Origin of the sequence: Candidatus Methylomirabilis sp. (genome assembly GCF_028716865.1) — a bacterium.
In the GTDB taxonomy this organism is placed as follows: Bacteria; Methylomirabilota; Methylomirabilia; order Methylomirabilales; family Methylomirabilaceae; genus Methylomirabilis.
The window spans coordinates 187,306-202,348 of record NZ_JAQUOY010000001.1 but is presented as its reverse complement, the minus strand read 5'-3'; the positions used below and the strand labels follow the sequence as shown (position 1 = coordinate 202,348).

Genomic DNA, 15,043 nt, shown 5'->3' with positions numbered 1-15,043 from the left:
TCTCCCGGCAAATCCGACATTTTTGTCATTTGTGTCAGTAACCCCACCCATTGAATCACCCCATACGAACTGTTTTCTCTCAATGCTGGTCGCCTAACACCGCATGTTTCCACGGCTTCCCCCCTTCTCTCGCTCCAGTTTCTATTGGTGCCGCTGCCCGTATTCTGTCGTTGACGGAAGCTGGCTCGCTTCTTGCGAGCCGTATCAATTCGACTCGGTCATCGGAGACTTTCTAAGTAGTCGCACCCAAAGAGGGGAGGGATCGATGAGAATGCAGAAGTGGAAGTATCTGACGGTAACCGGATTCGTGATGGGTGGGGTGCTCCTCCTAGCCGCCGCAATCGCTGCGCCTGCGGCATGGGCGGAGGACAAGAAAGATCGAGAGATCAGAGAGTTAAGGGAGCTGGTAGAACGACTGGGCCAGCGGCTGAACCAACTCGAACAAGGGGTTGGGCTCAAGAAGGAGGCTGCAGCCGTCGCGCCAGCGCCTGGAGCGCCTGCCGCGTCAGCAGAGGCCGCCCAGAGCCTCGGCGATCGGATCAAGAATCTGGAGGAGGCTCTCAAGGGCACCCCCATCCTGGCCACGATGAAAGACTGGCAATTCGGGGGTCATGTTGCAGTGTCCTATAACTACAACTTCAGAGATCCGAAATCGCAAAATAATACCTTCAGGCTCTTTGACGAAAAGGCCAATCAGTTCGACGTGAACCAGGCTGAACTCTATGTCGAAAAACCGACCAGCGAGGCTTCGCCCGCCGGCTTTGGCTTTGACGTCCTCCTTGGAAGGGATGCGAAGAAGGTTCACTCGACGGGCCTTGGCGAGACCAACCAGCCGTTTGACCTGACGCAGGCTTACGTCACCTACAAAGTACCATTTGGCAAAGGCATCGACCTAAAAGGTGGGAAGTTCGTAACTCTCCATGGCGCCGAGGTAATCCGCCGAACCGGCAATTTTAATATCTCCCGTTCACTAGCCTTTTCCTGGGCCATCCCCTTTACTCACACCGGCCTTATGGCGACCTATCCTGTTACTGACTGGCTTTCAACAACCCTTGGCATCGTGAACGGCTGGGATAACACCGACGACAATAACAGAGGCAAATCGTTTCACGGCGCAGCAACCATCACGCCTCCCTTCATAAAAGATTTCACGCTCACCCTCGGTGGGACATGGGGGGCCGAGCAAGTCTCTAATGCGTTTGACCCTGCTCGCGACATTAACCGCAATGGGCCAAAACGAGGTCTCATCGATCTGATCGCCACCTATAAGCCGTTCGCGCCGCTCACGCTCACGCTGAACTACGACTATGGAAGACAGGAGGAGGCGTTCGTCGATGGCGGCCCGTCCGCGGTCTGGCACGCAGTGGCGGCCTATGCTGTCTACGACATTACCGATAAGATCTCGGTGGGTGTGCGGGGTGAGTACTTTAAAGACCAGGATGGCTTCCGGCTTCCTGGCGCAACGCCTGGGAAACAACTGGAGGTCTGGGAGACGACACTCACCGGCAGGTATAAGCTCTTCGATCACCTCTTTGCCAGCATTGAGTACCGCCACGATGAGGCAAAGGATAACAAATTGGTGTTCGACCGAGGCAATGGGACGCAAAATGCCAACACGCAAAATACTATCCAGGGTGAGTTGATCTATCAGTTCTAAAGGCAACGGGCAACGGCGGCTCAGTGATGAGATAACCGCCGCATTCCCCACAACGGCGTGCGGACACGCTCTCAGGAGGTAAAGATGCTAACGCGGTTACGAAGCAAACAATGCTTAGCGGTGGCCTTTATGGCTTTGCTCTTCCTCGGCTTAGCGACCACCCTCTGGGCCCAGGAGGCGCCTGCGCCGACTGCGGCGGCGCCTGCCGCAGCGACGGCGGCTCCGGCGCCGCCCAAACCGGATCCAGCCGGAACCGCTACCGGGACCATTGCCGACGTTCCGGCGAAAGTGGCCGGCAACCCGACCCTGCAGGAGGTAGCCGAGACGGCCGGTCACAACAAGATCGCCATCAATATGGTGTGGACCCTCATCGCCGGGTTCCTGGTTATGTTTATGCAGGCCGGTTTCGCGATGGTCGAAACCGGGTTCTGCCGAGCCAAGAATGCCTCCCACACCATGCTGATGAACTTTTTAATCTATGCGATCGGCATGACCGGCTATTGGATTCTGGGTTTCGGGCTGCAGATGGGAGGCGTCGGGGGAACGCCCCTCGGGGGTGGAACTGCCGGTCTGGATGGTGAATTCGTTGTCCACCTCTTCGGAAAGGACTTCGGCCTCTTTGGAACGAAGGGATTCTTTCTGCAAGGCGTCAGCTACGATACGGCGATCTTTGCTCTCTTCCTCTTTCAGATGGTCTTCATGGATACGACAGCCACTATCCCGACAGGGGCGATGGCCGAACGCTGGAAGCTCTCTGCGTTCTTTATCTACGGCTTCTTCATCTCGATGATCGTCTACCCCCTCTACGCCAACTGGGTCTGGGGCGGAGGCTGGCTTTCGCAACTCGGGAAGAATTTCGGTCTCGGCCACGGGCATGTTGACTTCGCCGGCTCTTCGGTCGTTCACATGGTAGGAGGCGTGTGCGCCCTGGCCGGCGCCTTAGTTATCGGCCCCCGCATCGGGAAATACAACAAGGACGGCACACCGAATGCGATCCCTGGTCATCACATCCCGATGGCGTTAGTCGGCACATTTGTCCTCGCGTTTGGGTGGTTCGGCTTCAATGCAGGCAGCACGCTCGCCGGTACGGATCTGCGCATCGGCGTGGCGGCGACCAACACCATGCTCGCCTCGGCCTCCGGCGCGATCGTCGCCACCCTCTATATGTGGTTCGTCTATCGCAAGCCCGATCCCAGCATGGCTGCCAATGGGATGCTGGCCGGCCTCGTCGCCATCACAGCGCCCTGCGCTTTCGTCAATTCCGTCTCGGCCTTTATTATCGGCGCAGTGGCCGGCCTCCTGGTCTGCTGGGCCGTCTTCTTTGTAGAGCGCACCCTGAAGGTGGATGACCCCGTCGGCGCAATCGCAGTCCATGGCGTGAACGGTATGTGGGGTGTCCTGAGCCTCGGCCTGTTCGCTGACGGCGCATATGGTGATGGCTTAAACGGCGTCGCAGGGACCGTCAAAGGCCTGTTCTACGGCGACGCGAGCCAGCTTATCGCCCAGTCTATCGGTGTGCTTGCCAACATCGTCTTCGTCTTCTCCGTCTCCTGGGTCTTTTTCAAGGTCCAGGATGCGATTATGGGAATTCGCGTCTCTGCTGAAGATGAGATCGCCGGACTTGATGAGCCGGAGACGGGCGTCCTGGCATACCCAGACTTTACGGTGCTGCCGGCCCACCACTCCCCGACCATTGACCGACCGGCAGCCCCTGCGCCTGCGTTCCGGCCGGAATTGCTCAGGGCTCCAAAGGAGGTATTATAACATCTCATTTTCGGGATGGCCTGTCCCTGCCACGTCGTGAAGCCTGGTCAGAGGATGAGATGATGTCGAAAAAGTACGTGGTCATCGTTGACGACAGCCCCAGATCGCGAGCAACCCTCAGCAGCGCGCTCAGGCGGCTTGGGTTCGAGGTAGCCGGTGAGGGGGCCAGCGGGGTCGAAGCCATGCGTCTGGCCCAAGAGCTGAAACCAGATGTACTGTTCCTGGCGGTGGGTCTCCCGGATATGGATGGCCTCTCAGTGGCTGCTCATATCCTGGAGACCCTGCCGCTTCCGATCCTCATCCTGACCAGCCATCTCGATCAGGAGTTGATCCAGCGCGCTAAAGAGGCTGGCGTCATGGCCTATCTGCTGAAACCGCTTCGCGAGGAAGAACTGCTGCCGGCGATTGAACTCGCCATCTCCCGATTCGAAGAGTTCAACGCCTTGAGAAAAGAGAATGCAGACTTAAAGCGGATCCTTGAGGATCGGAAGCTGATTGAGCGCGCAAAAGGCATTCTGATGGAACGAGAACGGATCTCCGAACAGCAGGCGTTTGCGCGGATACAAAAAACCAGCATGAATACGCGGCGATCAATGGCCGAAATCGCTCAAGCCATCTTGCTGAGCGAAGCGGTCACCGGCAGGGCATAAGTGAAGGGGCCAATGCGGCCGACCGCAGCGCTGTGGCTGCGATGACACTACGATATATGCGATCAACGGTGATCGTATGACTCCACAATGAGTGATGACGGCATAGCGTAAGGACACGCAAGATGCAAGGGGTTCTCCACCCTCTGTCCGTACATCTCCCTATCGCCATGCTGTTCATGGCGTTTATGACGATGTGCTATTGGCTGATCAGAGGGTTGGCTACGTCGGTCTTCGAAAACCGGATTTATAGCCTCACGCGCTTTAATACCGCTGCCGGGTTACTGTTCGTCCTCCTGTCCATGGCCACAGGGTTCCGGGATGTGCTCGCGGGTTACTGGATCGCGTTCAACTCTCCGCTGGGAAAGTGGCTCTACGTCAAGATCATCTTAGCTGTGCTGATCGTGATCATCTACAGCGCCTTCCTCTGGCAAAGCCGTAAGAAGCCTCAGTATCTGCAGGAGGACCCAAAGATTATGACCTGGTGTCTGACGACTCAACTGGTGGGCTTCCTCCTGGTATTGACCGTCACCGCACTCGGGACGATGCTGGTCTTCTATCCCCATCTCCTGGCGTACAACGGATAATGAGACGACATTTCGCGCATCTGGCGTTTCTCATATCACGTTCATGGACGAATCGACGGATGAAAGGAATGATCGCATGACTCGAAAGCCCGCACAGATCGTAGTACTCGGAGGAGGGTTCGGCGGCCTGTACGCCGCCATGACGCTTCAGAGGGAGCTGGACGGATCCGACCTGGCCCAGGTCACCCTTGTGGACCGACGCAACTATTTCACCTTCACACCGTTTCTGCCTGAGGTGGCGGCAGGAACGCTTGGCCGGACGCATGTCACCTACCCCTTCCGATTCCTGGCTCAAAAAGGCCAGTTTCACTTTATTCAGGGGGTCGTTCAGGCCTTTGATCTTGTTAAGCGCACGATTCGAACGGAGACCACAACCATTTCCTATGATTATCTGATTGTGTCGCTGGGGGGCGTACCCTCGTTCTTCGGCAACCCCCAGATCGAGGCGCATACACTGACGCTCAACTCGGTTGACGATGCGCTGGGCATTCGAAACCATGTGATCAGGCTCTTTGAACAAGCCGTGGTCGAGCCGGATCCGATCCGGAGGCGTCAGCTCCTGACCTTTGTCGTGGCCGGGGCCGGGCCATGTGGGGTTGAACTGGCCGCTGAGCTGCACCACCTGATCAGGACCGCCCTTCTCAAGTTCTATCCGGTCGATCCGTCCGAGATCAGGATCGTGTTAGTGTCCAAGGGCGAACGGATCCTCCCAGACTTCGCCGGCAAACTGGCGGACACCGGACAGCAGGCGCTGATCAAACGAGGGATTGATGTCAGATCGAGCACTCGGGTAACTGGAGCAAGCGCGGAATATGTAGAGCTGAACGATCGCGAGATCATCCCCACCCGTACCACCATCTGGGCGGCCGGCGTTACCCCGAATCCCGTCTTGGCCCTGTTGCCGGCCACAAAGAGCCCACAGGGAGGCATTGTGGTCGATGAATTCCTTAAGATCCCTGAATTCCCGGAGGTGTACGTCATCGGGGATGGCGCATCCGTCATGGACCGACGCCAGGGGCGACCGTATCCAGCCTTAGCGCCGGTGGCCATTCGTCAAGGTGTCCGGGCTGCCGGCAACATCATGAATGTCCTCCAGGGAAGAGCCAGGGAGCCGTTTCGATTCGACTTTACCGGTAATATCGTGGGGCTCGGTTGCGGAATGGCGCTTGTGAATCTGCTGGGCATCAAATTCCATGGTCGGCTGGGGTGGTGGCTCTACCGGATGGCCCATCTGCAGCGACTGGTCAGCTTCAGGAATAAGGCGTCACTCGCTCTCACCCTTGCGCTCAATACGATCTTTGATCGGGACATCTCCTGCGAAACCTGGCCGGAGACCGACCAAAGCATGAACAGCACAAGGGCATCATCGACTCTCCAGGATTCGGGCGCGCCGGTCGCCTCCTGAATCAACTCTCAGAGCACACCACCGACCGCACCGAATTCGACTGACTCATCAAAGACGTCATCGACCCCGGCCTCGCCCCTCTTCCGCTTGACCACAACAAGGAATCCCCGTATCTTCACTGCTAGCTGAGGCCATGAAAGGCTGTTCTATTGCCCAGACAAGGGAATGGTCTGCGGCTGGTTACTGGGGGAGAATCACACAAATGACGAGGCGCTCGAAATGGGTTGAGAGATTGCGTCCCTGGCGGATGAGCTGGCGCCGCTTATCACTGCCGATGCTGGTACTGATCGGGGTGCTGTCTTGCGCTGCTTGTAATACCAGCTATGCAAGGGACGAACGGGGCCGAGGTGCGGCAGCACTCACCGCTCCAGTCGCCGCGAATGAACTCGTCCGAGTCAAGCGGATCTACGACGGGGATACTGTTCTTCTCGAAGATGGCCGGACCGTTCGGTATCTGGGCATCAACGCACCAGAATATCAGGAGCCATTCTACCTGAAGGCCAAACGGCTCAACGAGTCGCTCGTCACGGGGCGAGAAATTCGATTGGAGTTCGATCAGGAGAGAACCGACGGTTACGGTCGCGTCCTAGCCTATGTCTATGCGGGCAACGAGATGATCAATGCCAGGTTAGTTCAGGAGGGCTTGGCGCATACCTTCTTTATAGGGCCAAATCGGACGCATCACACCTTACTCCTTCGACTCCAAGCCGAAGCGCAACAACGCAAGATCGGCATCTGGTCCGCCCGAGGTCGCGTCAGAGACCTCAAAATCACCAACGTGCACCCGGTCGATCTAACTCAGGACGACCAGTACCCCTCCTACGTTCGCATCGCCAATCTCAGTAACACCGTGTTCAAGCTGGCGGGCTATGTGCTATCGAATGAAGCGCGACAGAGATACATCTTCCCTGATGTGAGCGTAGACCCGGGCTACACGGTCATCGTGTCCAGCGGAAGTGGAACGAATGGCGTTGATGCGAGGGGACAACTGGTCGTCCATTGGTCTACGCAGGGTCCAGTCTGGGATCCGAGAGAAGACACCGCCTTTCTCACGGATCCGAGCGGGAACCTTGTGGATACGTTCCATTACAAGGGCAAGCGGGTGAGGAGTTCTGGTTCACGTTCCAAAGTCAAGACCCCCTAAGACAGGGTGCGGGTGAGCATCTCGGCCCACCCTGGAGCGCCTCTGACATCGCACTTCCAATCTTCATGCCCTCGTCGGTGTCCATCGTTTCAGCGCACTCGCATCGACAAATCCCTTCCCTCCTTTGAGGCGTGCGTTTCAGCTTGACACTCGTCCGGCATGGGGAATACCATCCGGTGACTCTGACGGAGCCGACGATACCGTTACCGGTTAGACCGTACGGGCGGATCGATGGCTTCGGCGGCCCTGTGCCAACCGAGGATAAAATGGTGCCACGATGTTTGAGCGTACGCTCGGCCGCTTTCGTTCCCTCATCCGTTCTGGTGAGTATCTCCTGTCGATTCATGCACTGGAAGAGATGGCTGAAGACGACGTCTTGACCGAAGACGTAGAACATGTGATCCTTACGGGCAGCATCGTTGAGCGTCAGATCGATCGCGCGGCGCGAGAGCGGAAATACGTCTTTCTCGGCAGAGATCTCGCCGGCGATCCTGTAGGGCTAGTAGCCAAGATCGGTGCGGCAGGCAAAGCGGTGGTCATAACGGTCTATCGAGAGGACGCATCATGAATTGCCAAATCTGCGGCAAGAAGACCGTCTCGATCAAGAAGGTCACCAAGAGCTTCGGTCGCGGTCACAGTCTTGTCGTAATCGAAGACATCCCGGTGCTTTCTTGCAGTAGCTGTCACGAGTCGTACATTACCGCTGACACTGCGCGCGAGATTGACCGCATACGCAAGAATCGCGTCACGGCAGGCAAGGCGAAGCAGATTCTTGTGGCGCCGTTCAAAGAGAGTGCGGCCTAGCATCGGGAAGCAACCGACTCGCTTACCCTCGCGGTTCACCCCCCCACAGGGTAACGACCCGGTGCAGATCGCCAAGGGGCGCCCGGCCCTGGCCAGGGTACCACAATCTCAGACACCATCCAGCTCATGAATGTCTCTGTCATTACGTTTCCTTCTCCTTTTTCAGGCGTGAGTTTCGGCTTGACAGTCATTCGGCAGGGGAAATACCATCCGGCTACCGTAACAGCGCTGGCAGCACCGTCACTGAGAAACCTCCCGCATCTACTGGGAAGAATGGCTGGCGACCACTTCGACAGCGCCCTTGTTATCTGGAGGAAGAGGGTGAAATCATGCCAGCCCTCTGGCACGTGAACAGGTTTTGGCGGAGCGCGCTAGCCAGATCAGACTGCAACTTGGTCAGCCTTGCGACGAATTAGAGAGTTCCGCCTAATTCACGTTAGAGGACAGCGTACGTATCAATGGATCCTACTATTAACGCGAAGTGGCTCGCGGACCTGACACGTTTCATCCAGCACTTCCCCCTGCGGGCGCCAGACATGTCTTTAATCGTACTCAAGGGACACCTACTGACGGAGGAATTGCTCCGTGAGTTCCTGCGCTCAAAGGTGAAGCATCCCTCCTATCTTACCGAGGCACGGCTAACCTACATCCAGTGCCTACACGTCGCGCGAGCCTTAAGTATGTTGCCCGAGGATTGGGTATGGGATGCTGCTGCTCGGCTAAACGTCATACGAAACAAACTCAGCCATGCGCTCGAACCCGATGGTCTTGATGTAGCCATCGAGGAGTTTATCGCAATTGTCCAACGCCACAGTCCTGGGCAACCAACTAAGGAACTCCGAGAAATCTTTACCCCACTCGGCGTAGCCATATTCGGTGTGCATGCAGCACTCTCAGCTCAGTTACGAGTCAAGCCTCCGTCGCTATTTGATCTCTTTACCGAGTCCCCCAACTCGCCCGTTCAGCCGACGACTGCCGAAGACAGCGGCGGCTGACGGTCAGCGCAAGCCAGACTTGTATCCCCTGCCAATGGAAGTAGACAAAGCATTACGGAGTTCGGGCGATTTCGACGTGGAGAACCTGCAGGTCCTCAGCTTCGGCTGCTCGAAGTAAACGCTCGTCGGTTGCAGCAAACGTGATGTCTTCGCCGAGTGCGTTCTTGAGGCTGATGGGGCGGAGGCCAGATGAACGGCATCGAAACCTTTGAGGGGATGTCGCCGGATCAGATCGCGCGCAAGGAAGAGGGTGTCGGTGAGCCCTTTTCGGTGATAAACCGCTTGATAAGGGCGCTGGTGTCCAGATAGTTTATCGACGATCTTCGAGGATGGTTCTTAAAATTGGGGTTCCAGTGACTTTGACCAGACGGACTGTCTTCACGGGTTTTTCGGTTGGCAACGTAATCACGCCTTGGGCTGCAAGCTTGGCGAGCCTCGCCTCCAGGCTCACGACGTGCTCTGCGGACTTGATGGATTGGATAAGGGCGATCGGTTTGCCACGTTCTGTCACGATCACTTCCTCGCCTTTACTTCAAGGCCTTCTCAAGAATCTTGCGAAGTTCGGTGCTGGGCTTCGCGAAGCCGAATCGATCATTGGGAGAAACACTATATACCATCCCGACCACCTCACGCTTGGTGTTGAGGAGGGGGGCCCCGCTGCAGCCTTGTTCGATACCGTCGGACTGAAAGTCCGCGCTGAAGGCCTGTCCACCATTCAGTGACTTTTCGAAAATCCCGACCCTCCTTCGGACGCCCCCGATAGGACCGCACACGGTCCCAACAACCGTTTCATTCTGGAGAAGTTCCGGCCGATCGGGCAGGGTACCGGCCGGAAGTGATCGAGCGACCTTCTGTAATCGAAGAAGCAGTATGTCGGAACCCCCCAGACGACTGACGATCTCCGCATTGTATTCCTTACTTAGGTGTATGACCCGGATGTTGCCCCCTTTGTCCAGATGTGCGTTTGTAAGCACATACCCGCGAGAGTCAGCGATGAATCCGTGCGCAAAGGCTTTGACGCTCCCTTCACTATCAACATTTTCAACGGTCACAAGGAAAGGCGGGTCTTGCTCCAGCGCGCGTCGCATCTCTTCTTCCTGAGGGCGCATGGCGTTTATGTTTTCTTTCTCAGCCTCTTTTCGAATCTTCTCTATGGCCTGGATGGCATTGACGCGCTGGTTGAGATCGTCGATGCTCTGGGCGATGTGAATCGCCTCATCGATCTCGCCGCATTCGCCTGCAAGCCAGACGGCAATCCAGTACTGTTGTATGGAACGGGCGATCGGTGAGGTAATGGTTCGGGAGAGGGTCAGGGCTTCCTGAAGCACGCGAATCCCCGGTTCTTTTGGAAACGACAGACACATCATCTTTCCGATGCCGGAAACCGATTGGGTCTGCTCTTCCTTGTCACGTATCGACCGGGCCTGCCCCAGTAGGGCGGAAAACCTTTTCTCGATTGCCGTCTGAGCCTCGCCCCAGCTTAATCGAGGCACGATGAGTGCAAGGCCACAAAGCAAGGCCATCATCCTCATCCGTCGTTCCATGCCCTTCCCCTCCCCTCATTTCGCCTCAGCAAAGAGACTCATTGCTGTCTCCATTCGTGAAGGGCATTGTACCACAGAAAGTGATAGGTCATTTTTCTGAAACCCTTCCCGATCTCTGCCACAATTGTTGCCATCACTCATAAAGATTGAACGTTGGATAACCATTTTTCTGATGGCTTGGGCAGAAAGATCTGCCATCGCATAACCATTCCTTCGTTCCTATGCACCTGTACCAGCAGAATCGCTCAACTCGTCTTCCTAACTCTGTGTTATTCCAGCAATTCTCACTCCTCAATGGCTTTGCGCTCCCAACTCCTCGACAGATGGGCACAGTTGGTCCCCCTCTTGCAGTCTTACCTCTAATAAGAAGATAGACATGATCTTACAGCCAGCGAAGAAGCTGACGGAAAAACTGGCAAAGGCGCCACGGGAACGTGTCATGTGGCGCCTTTCTTTTTGGGCAGCGGAGGGAGATGATGGATAGACCAAAAAAGCTGGTCGTCATTGGCAACGGCATGGCCGGGGCCAAGGTTGTTCAAGAGATCCTGTCTCGGGATCGTGAACGGTTTCAGGTCGTAATGTTCGGCGCGGAGCCGTACGGCAACTACGACCGCACCCTCCTCTCGGATGTCCTGACCGGCGCGAAGGACGCCAAGGGAATTTTCCTGAACTCCCTCGACTGGTACCGCGATCACAACATCACGCTGCATGCCGGGGTGACCGCCACAGCTATCGATCGTGACAACAAGGTGGTGAGTGGGAGCGGTGGCGTAGAGGAGTCGTACGATACACTGATCATCGCCACCGGCAGCAGACCTTTCGTGCCTCCCATGGACGGGGCGGAAAAGACGGGCGTCTTCGTCTTCCGGACCCTCGATGACTGTCAGGCGATTGAGGCATACGCGAGGGGATGCCGGAGGGCTGCCGTCATCGGCGGCGGTCTGCTGGGTCTGGAAGCTGCACGAGGTCTACTCTCCTTCGGACTCCAGGTCACGGTCATCGAAATGATGCCATGGTTGATGACGCAGCAATTGGACACCGAGGGTGGCGCGCTCCTGCGAGAGACGATGGAGCAGATGGGTGTGCAGGTGCTCCTCGAAAAGACTACGACGCGTGTGCTCGGGGCCGAGCGGATCACGGGCCTCACGTTTCAGGACGGTACGGCGCTCGACACCGATATGGTCGTAGTAAGTTGCGGCATCCGACCCAACGCCGAACTCGCTGGGGAGTCCGGGCTCCCGGTGAATCGAGGGATCCTCGTAAATGACCGGATGCAGACCTCCGATCCGGACATCTATGCCGTCGGTGAGTGCGCGCAGCACCGCGGGAAGCTCTACGGCCTCGTGGCACCCCTGTACGACCAGGCCAGGGTGGCGGCGGAGCATCTGACCGGCAGTTCCTCCAATGGCGGGTATCAAGGCTCCAAGCCTGTCAGCAAACTGAAGGTGATGGGCGTGCAGCTTGTCTCCATAGGCGACACGATCCCCACTGATCCCCAAGACGAGGTCGTCAGCTACATCGAGCCATCGCGAGGCGTCTATAAGAAAATGGTCATACGCAATAATCAGCTTGTCGGCACCATCCTGCTCGGAGAGACGGACACGGCCGGGGTACTCACTCAGATGTTCCTGCTGGGCGCAGAGCTGCCGGAGCGGCGGGCCGACCTGCTTTTCGGCACCTCCACCGGTGCCCCGATCCTCTCGGTGTTTGATCTCCCGGATCATGCCCAGATCTGTCACTGTCATGGGGTCTCCAAGGGTCAGATCAAGGAGGCGATCGAGTTCGGCAAGTGCCGATCGGTCTCGCAGGTCGGGGTCCACACGAGGGCCGGCACCAGTTGCGGGGGTTGCAAAAAGCTCATCGAGCAGCTCCTCGAGGTCTATGCCGGCGAAGTGGCAGAGGACCCTGCCGAGCACTGGTATGTGCCAAGCCTTCCGATGACCAAGCCGGAACTGGTAGCCGCCATCAAGGCCAAAGAGTTAAAGAGCGTCAGCGCGGTTTTTCGCGAGCTCAACGGTGGACAAGAGGAACCGGGCCACAAAACGGCCCTGGCGTCGCTCCTCAAAACCATCTGGGATGGGGAGTACGAGGACGAACGTGACGCCCGGTTCATCAATGACCGGGTACACGCCAATATTCAGAAGGATGGGACCTTCTCGGTCGTTCCACGAATCGACGGTGGTGTCACCTCGCCGGCGCAACTCCGGCGCATCGCCGACGTGGCGGAAAAATACAAGGTCGCCGCGGTCAAGCTGACCGGCGGCCAGCGGATCGCCCTGGCGGGCGCAAGGAAGGAACAGCTCCCGGATATCTGGAAGGATCTGGGAATGCCCAGCGGCCACGCTTACGCCAAGGCGGTTCGCTCGTGCAAGACCTGTGTGGGGTCCGACTTTTGCCGATTCGGGCTAGGCGATTCCATTACGCTGGGGATTAAGATCGAGCAGCGATTTAAGGGCATCGAGACCCCGCACAAGATGAAGCTCGCCGCCAGCGGCTGTCCGCGAAACTGCGCCGAAGCCACAGTCAAAGACCTTGGGGTCGTCGCCATCGAGGGCGGCTGGCAGGTGTATGTGGGCGGCGGCGCCGGAATTCGGGTGCGGGCCGCAGACCTCCTGTGCACGGTCACGACTCACGAAGAGGTTCTGAAATACATGGGTCGCTTCATCCAGTATTATCGGGAGCACGGAAAGTACCTGGAGCGAGCGTATGGGCTCGTGGAACGGATCGGAATTGAGCGGCTGCGCGAGCTTCTCGTCAAGGATGTGGAAGGGATCGGAGCCCGGTTGGATGCCGAGATCGAACGGGCGGTCGAGGCCTACAAAGATCCCTGGACCGAGGCGGATGAACCCGTGCATCCGGCCCAGTTCAGTGAACCCGTACGTCTGGAGGTGAACAATGGGGATTAAATACGCCGCACTGGAGATCGTTGTGTCGCTTGGTCCGATCGAAGCGATCCCGCTCGGCCAAGGCCGTACCTACGTGGTAGACGGCCGCGCCATCGCCGTCTTCCGCCAACGCGATGGGCAGCTCTTCGCCACGCAACACGCATGCCCGCACCGAGGAGGCCCGCTGGCTGACGGAATCATCGGGGCCGGAAAGGTCATCTGCCCGCTTCACGCCCGGAAGTTCGATCTGAAGACGGGTGCATCCCTTCAGGAGGACTGCTGCGCCATCCAGACCTATCCGGTTCGCTCGGAAGGGGGCGAGATCATCCTTACACTCGCATGAGACAAAGGAAGGTGTAACGTAGATCGCGTGCGTGCATCAAGCCGGATGAAGTTGTCTCCTGATGAGAGGGGGCGGTTACCGAGGTCGTGAATTCTCTTGACGACCACCCGGTACTTTTCTGGAGATGGCATCCTTCAGCCGTCTCGTCCCATGCTGAAACCGAACCAGCAACCTTCTGGCCCAGACAAACTCCGTAGCTAGGATTGCCAGGCCGAGGGGGATGACCAGGGTGGCAGGGCCGGGCAACACAATGAGGGTGATGCCGATCAATAGGACAGTGAAGCCAACGACGATGACGATGACGCGCTTCGCCTGTTTCAGTGTGCTGATGACGAAGCTATACATGAGAGATTTGCTCAGGTTAGGCGTCTAAGGGCTTCCCGGTATTTCTCGCTGGTCCGCTCCACAATCTCACAAGGCAGTTCGGGGGCCGGCGCCTTCATCTCCCAGGCGATCGATTTCAAGTAGTCCCGCACAAACTGCTTGTCGAAGCTCGGTTGGGATCGATCCGGTGCGTAGGTATCGCACGGCCAGAAGCGAGAGGAATCCGGGGTGAGAACCTCGTCGATAAGGAGGAGGCTGTCGTCAAGCAGTCCAAATTCGAACTTTGTGTCGGCGATGATGATTCCCCGCTCTAACGCATATGCCCGTGCCCGTTCATACAGAGCCAGGCTCAAGTCCCGCACCCGTTCGGCCAGCTCCAGGCCAAGCTGAGCCGCTGCCTCGTCAAAAGTAATGTTAGCATCATGCGCCCCCTGCTCCGCCTTCGTTGAAGGGGTAAAGAGCGGCGGGTCGAGGCGGCATGACTCCAGGAGGCCGGCCGGCAGCGGGATGCCGCAGACTGCTCCGGTCTTCTTATACTCCGCCCAGCCCGATCCGGAGAGGTAACCCCGAACAATACACTCAATGGGGAGGGGTTTCGTCTTCCTGACCAGCATACTCCGCCCCTCAAGCTTTTCTCGATAGGGTTGGCAGGCCTTCGGGTACGCTTCCACCTTCGTGGTAATGAGGTGATTTGGCACCAGATCCGCTGTCATCTGGAACCAGAACGCCGACAGAGCGGTGAGGACACTTCCCTTCCCTGGAATAGCCGTCGGCAAGACGACATCGAACGCGGAAATCCGGTCTGTCGCCACCAACAGAAGGCGATCACCGAAGTCATAGATATCCCGGACCTTCCCCCTCGCATAGAGGGCCAAGTCCGGAAATTCCGTGTAATGTACTACCGGTTCGGTCATGTCAATCGAGGTTGTTTCTACTACGCCCCG

The 15,043-nt window shown here is 57.5% G+C and carries 15 protein-coding genes; 11 read left to right on the top strand and 4 right to left on the bottom strand.

Annotated features, from left to right (window positions below):
* Window positions 1-265 precede the first annotated feature (265 nt).
* The 9 genes from PHV01_RS01015 (at window position 266) to PHV01_RS00975 (ending at window position 9,003) form a co-directional block, all read left to right on the top strand.
* The gene (locus tag PHV01_RS01015) at window positions 266-1,657 is read left to right on the top strand and encodes a porin (RefSeq protein ID WP_337289274.1); all 1,392 of its coding nucleotides are present in this window, start codon (window positions 266-268) and stop codon (window positions 1,655-1,657) included.
* Window positions 1,658-2,011: 354 nt separating this feature from the next.
* A complete protein-coding gene (locus PHV01_RS01010) occupies window positions 2,012-3,421 on the top strand; it encodes an ammonium transporter (protein ID WP_337289302.1) in 1,410 nt (469 codons plus the stop codon).
* A 59-nt stretch (window positions 3,422-3,480) separates the two neighbouring features.
* Window positions 3,481-4,071, top strand: a complete 591-nt coding sequence (locus PHV01_RS01005) for a response regulator (protein ID WP_337289273.1) — start codon at window positions 3,481-3,483, stop codon at window positions 4,069-4,071.
* Window positions 4,072-4,193: 122 nt separating this feature from the next.
* On the top strand, window positions 4,194-4,655 hold the full coding sequence (locus PHV01_RS01000; protein ID WP_337289272.1) for a DUF2231 domain-containing protein: 462 nt from the start codon (window positions 4,194-4,196) through the stop codon (window positions 4,653-4,655).
* A gap of 76 nt (window positions 4,656-4,731) precedes the next feature.
* A complete protein-coding gene (locus tag PHV01_RS00995; protein WP_337289271.1) occupies window positions 4,732-6,060 on the top strand; it encodes an NAD(P)/FAD-dependent oxidoreductase in 1,329 nt (442 codons plus the stop codon).
* 202 nt (window positions 6,061-6,262) lie between these two features.
* On the top strand, window positions 6,263-7,204 hold the full coding sequence (locus PHV01_RS00990; RefSeq protein WP_337289270.1) for a thermonuclease family protein: 942 nt from the start codon (window positions 6,263-6,265) through the stop codon (window positions 7,202-7,204).
* Window positions 7,205-7,481: 277 nt separating this feature from the next.
* Window positions 7,482-7,772, top strand: coding sequence for a DUF4258 domain-containing protein (locus PHV01_RS00985; RefSeq protein WP_337289269.1), 291 nt, complete (start codon window positions 7,482-7,484; stop codon window positions 7,770-7,772).
* Entirely contained in the window at window positions 7,769-8,008 is a 240-nt protein-coding gene (locus PHV01_RS00980) for a type II toxin-antitoxin system MqsA family antitoxin (RefSeq protein WP_337289268.1), read from the top strand. Before PHV01_RS00985 ends, PHV01_RS00980 begins: the two co-directional genes overlap by 4 nt.
* Window positions 8,009-8,466: 458 nt before the next feature.
* Window positions 8,467-9,003, top strand: a complete 537-nt coding sequence (locus PHV01_RS00975; protein WP_337289267.1) for a hypothetical protein — start codon at window positions 8,467-8,469, stop codon at window positions 9,001-9,003.
* Between the two features lie 310 nt (window positions 9,004-9,313).
* On the opposite strand, the gene PHV01_RS00970 is transcribed toward PHV01_RS00975, so the two are convergent.
* The gene (locus PHV01_RS00970; RefSeq protein WP_337289266.1) at window positions 9,314-9,514 is read right to left on the bottom strand and encodes a hypothetical protein; all 201 of its coding nucleotides are present in this window, start codon (window positions 9,512-9,514) and stop codon (window positions 9,314-9,316) included.
* 16 nt (window positions 9,515-9,530) lie between these two features.
* Window positions 9,531-10,547, bottom strand: a complete 1,017-nt coding sequence (locus PHV01_RS00965; RefSeq protein WP_337289265.1) for a serine protease — start codon at window positions 10,545-10,547, stop codon at window positions 9,531-9,533.
* 476 nt (window positions 10,548-11,023) lie between these two features.
* On the opposite strand from PHV01_RS00965, the gene nirB reads away from it, so the two are divergent.
* Both nirB and nirD read left to right on the top strand, forming a co-directional pair.
* Window positions 11,024-13,453: a nitrite reductase large subunit NirB gene (gene nirB, locus PHV01_RS00960; RefSeq protein ID WP_337289301.1), complete on the top strand. Its 2,430-nt coding sequence runs from the start codon at window positions 11,024-11,026 to the stop codon at window positions 13,451-13,453.
* Entirely contained in the window at window positions 13,443-13,775 is a 333-nt protein-coding gene (gene nirD / locus PHV01_RS00955) for a nitrite reductase small subunit NirD (protein WP_337289264.1), read from the top strand. The genes nirB and nirD overlap by 11 nt, the downstream gene beginning before the upstream one ends.
* 75 nt (window positions 13,776-13,850) lie before the next feature.
* On the opposite strand, the gene PHV01_RS00950 is transcribed toward nirD, so the two are convergent.
* Entirely contained in the window at window positions 13,851-14,120 is a 270-nt protein-coding gene (locus PHV01_RS00950; RefSeq protein ID WP_337289263.1) for a PGPGW domain-containing protein, read from the bottom strand.
* An 11-nt stretch (window positions 14,121-14,131) separates the two neighbouring features.
* The gene (locus tag PHV01_RS00945; RefSeq protein WP_337289262.1) at window positions 14,132-15,013 is read right to left on the bottom strand and encodes a phosphoribosylaminoimidazolesuccinocarboxamide synthase; all 882 of its coding nucleotides are present in this window, start codon (window positions 15,011-15,013) and stop codon (window positions 14,132-14,134) included.
* Window positions 15,014-15,043: the final 30 nt, after the last annotated feature.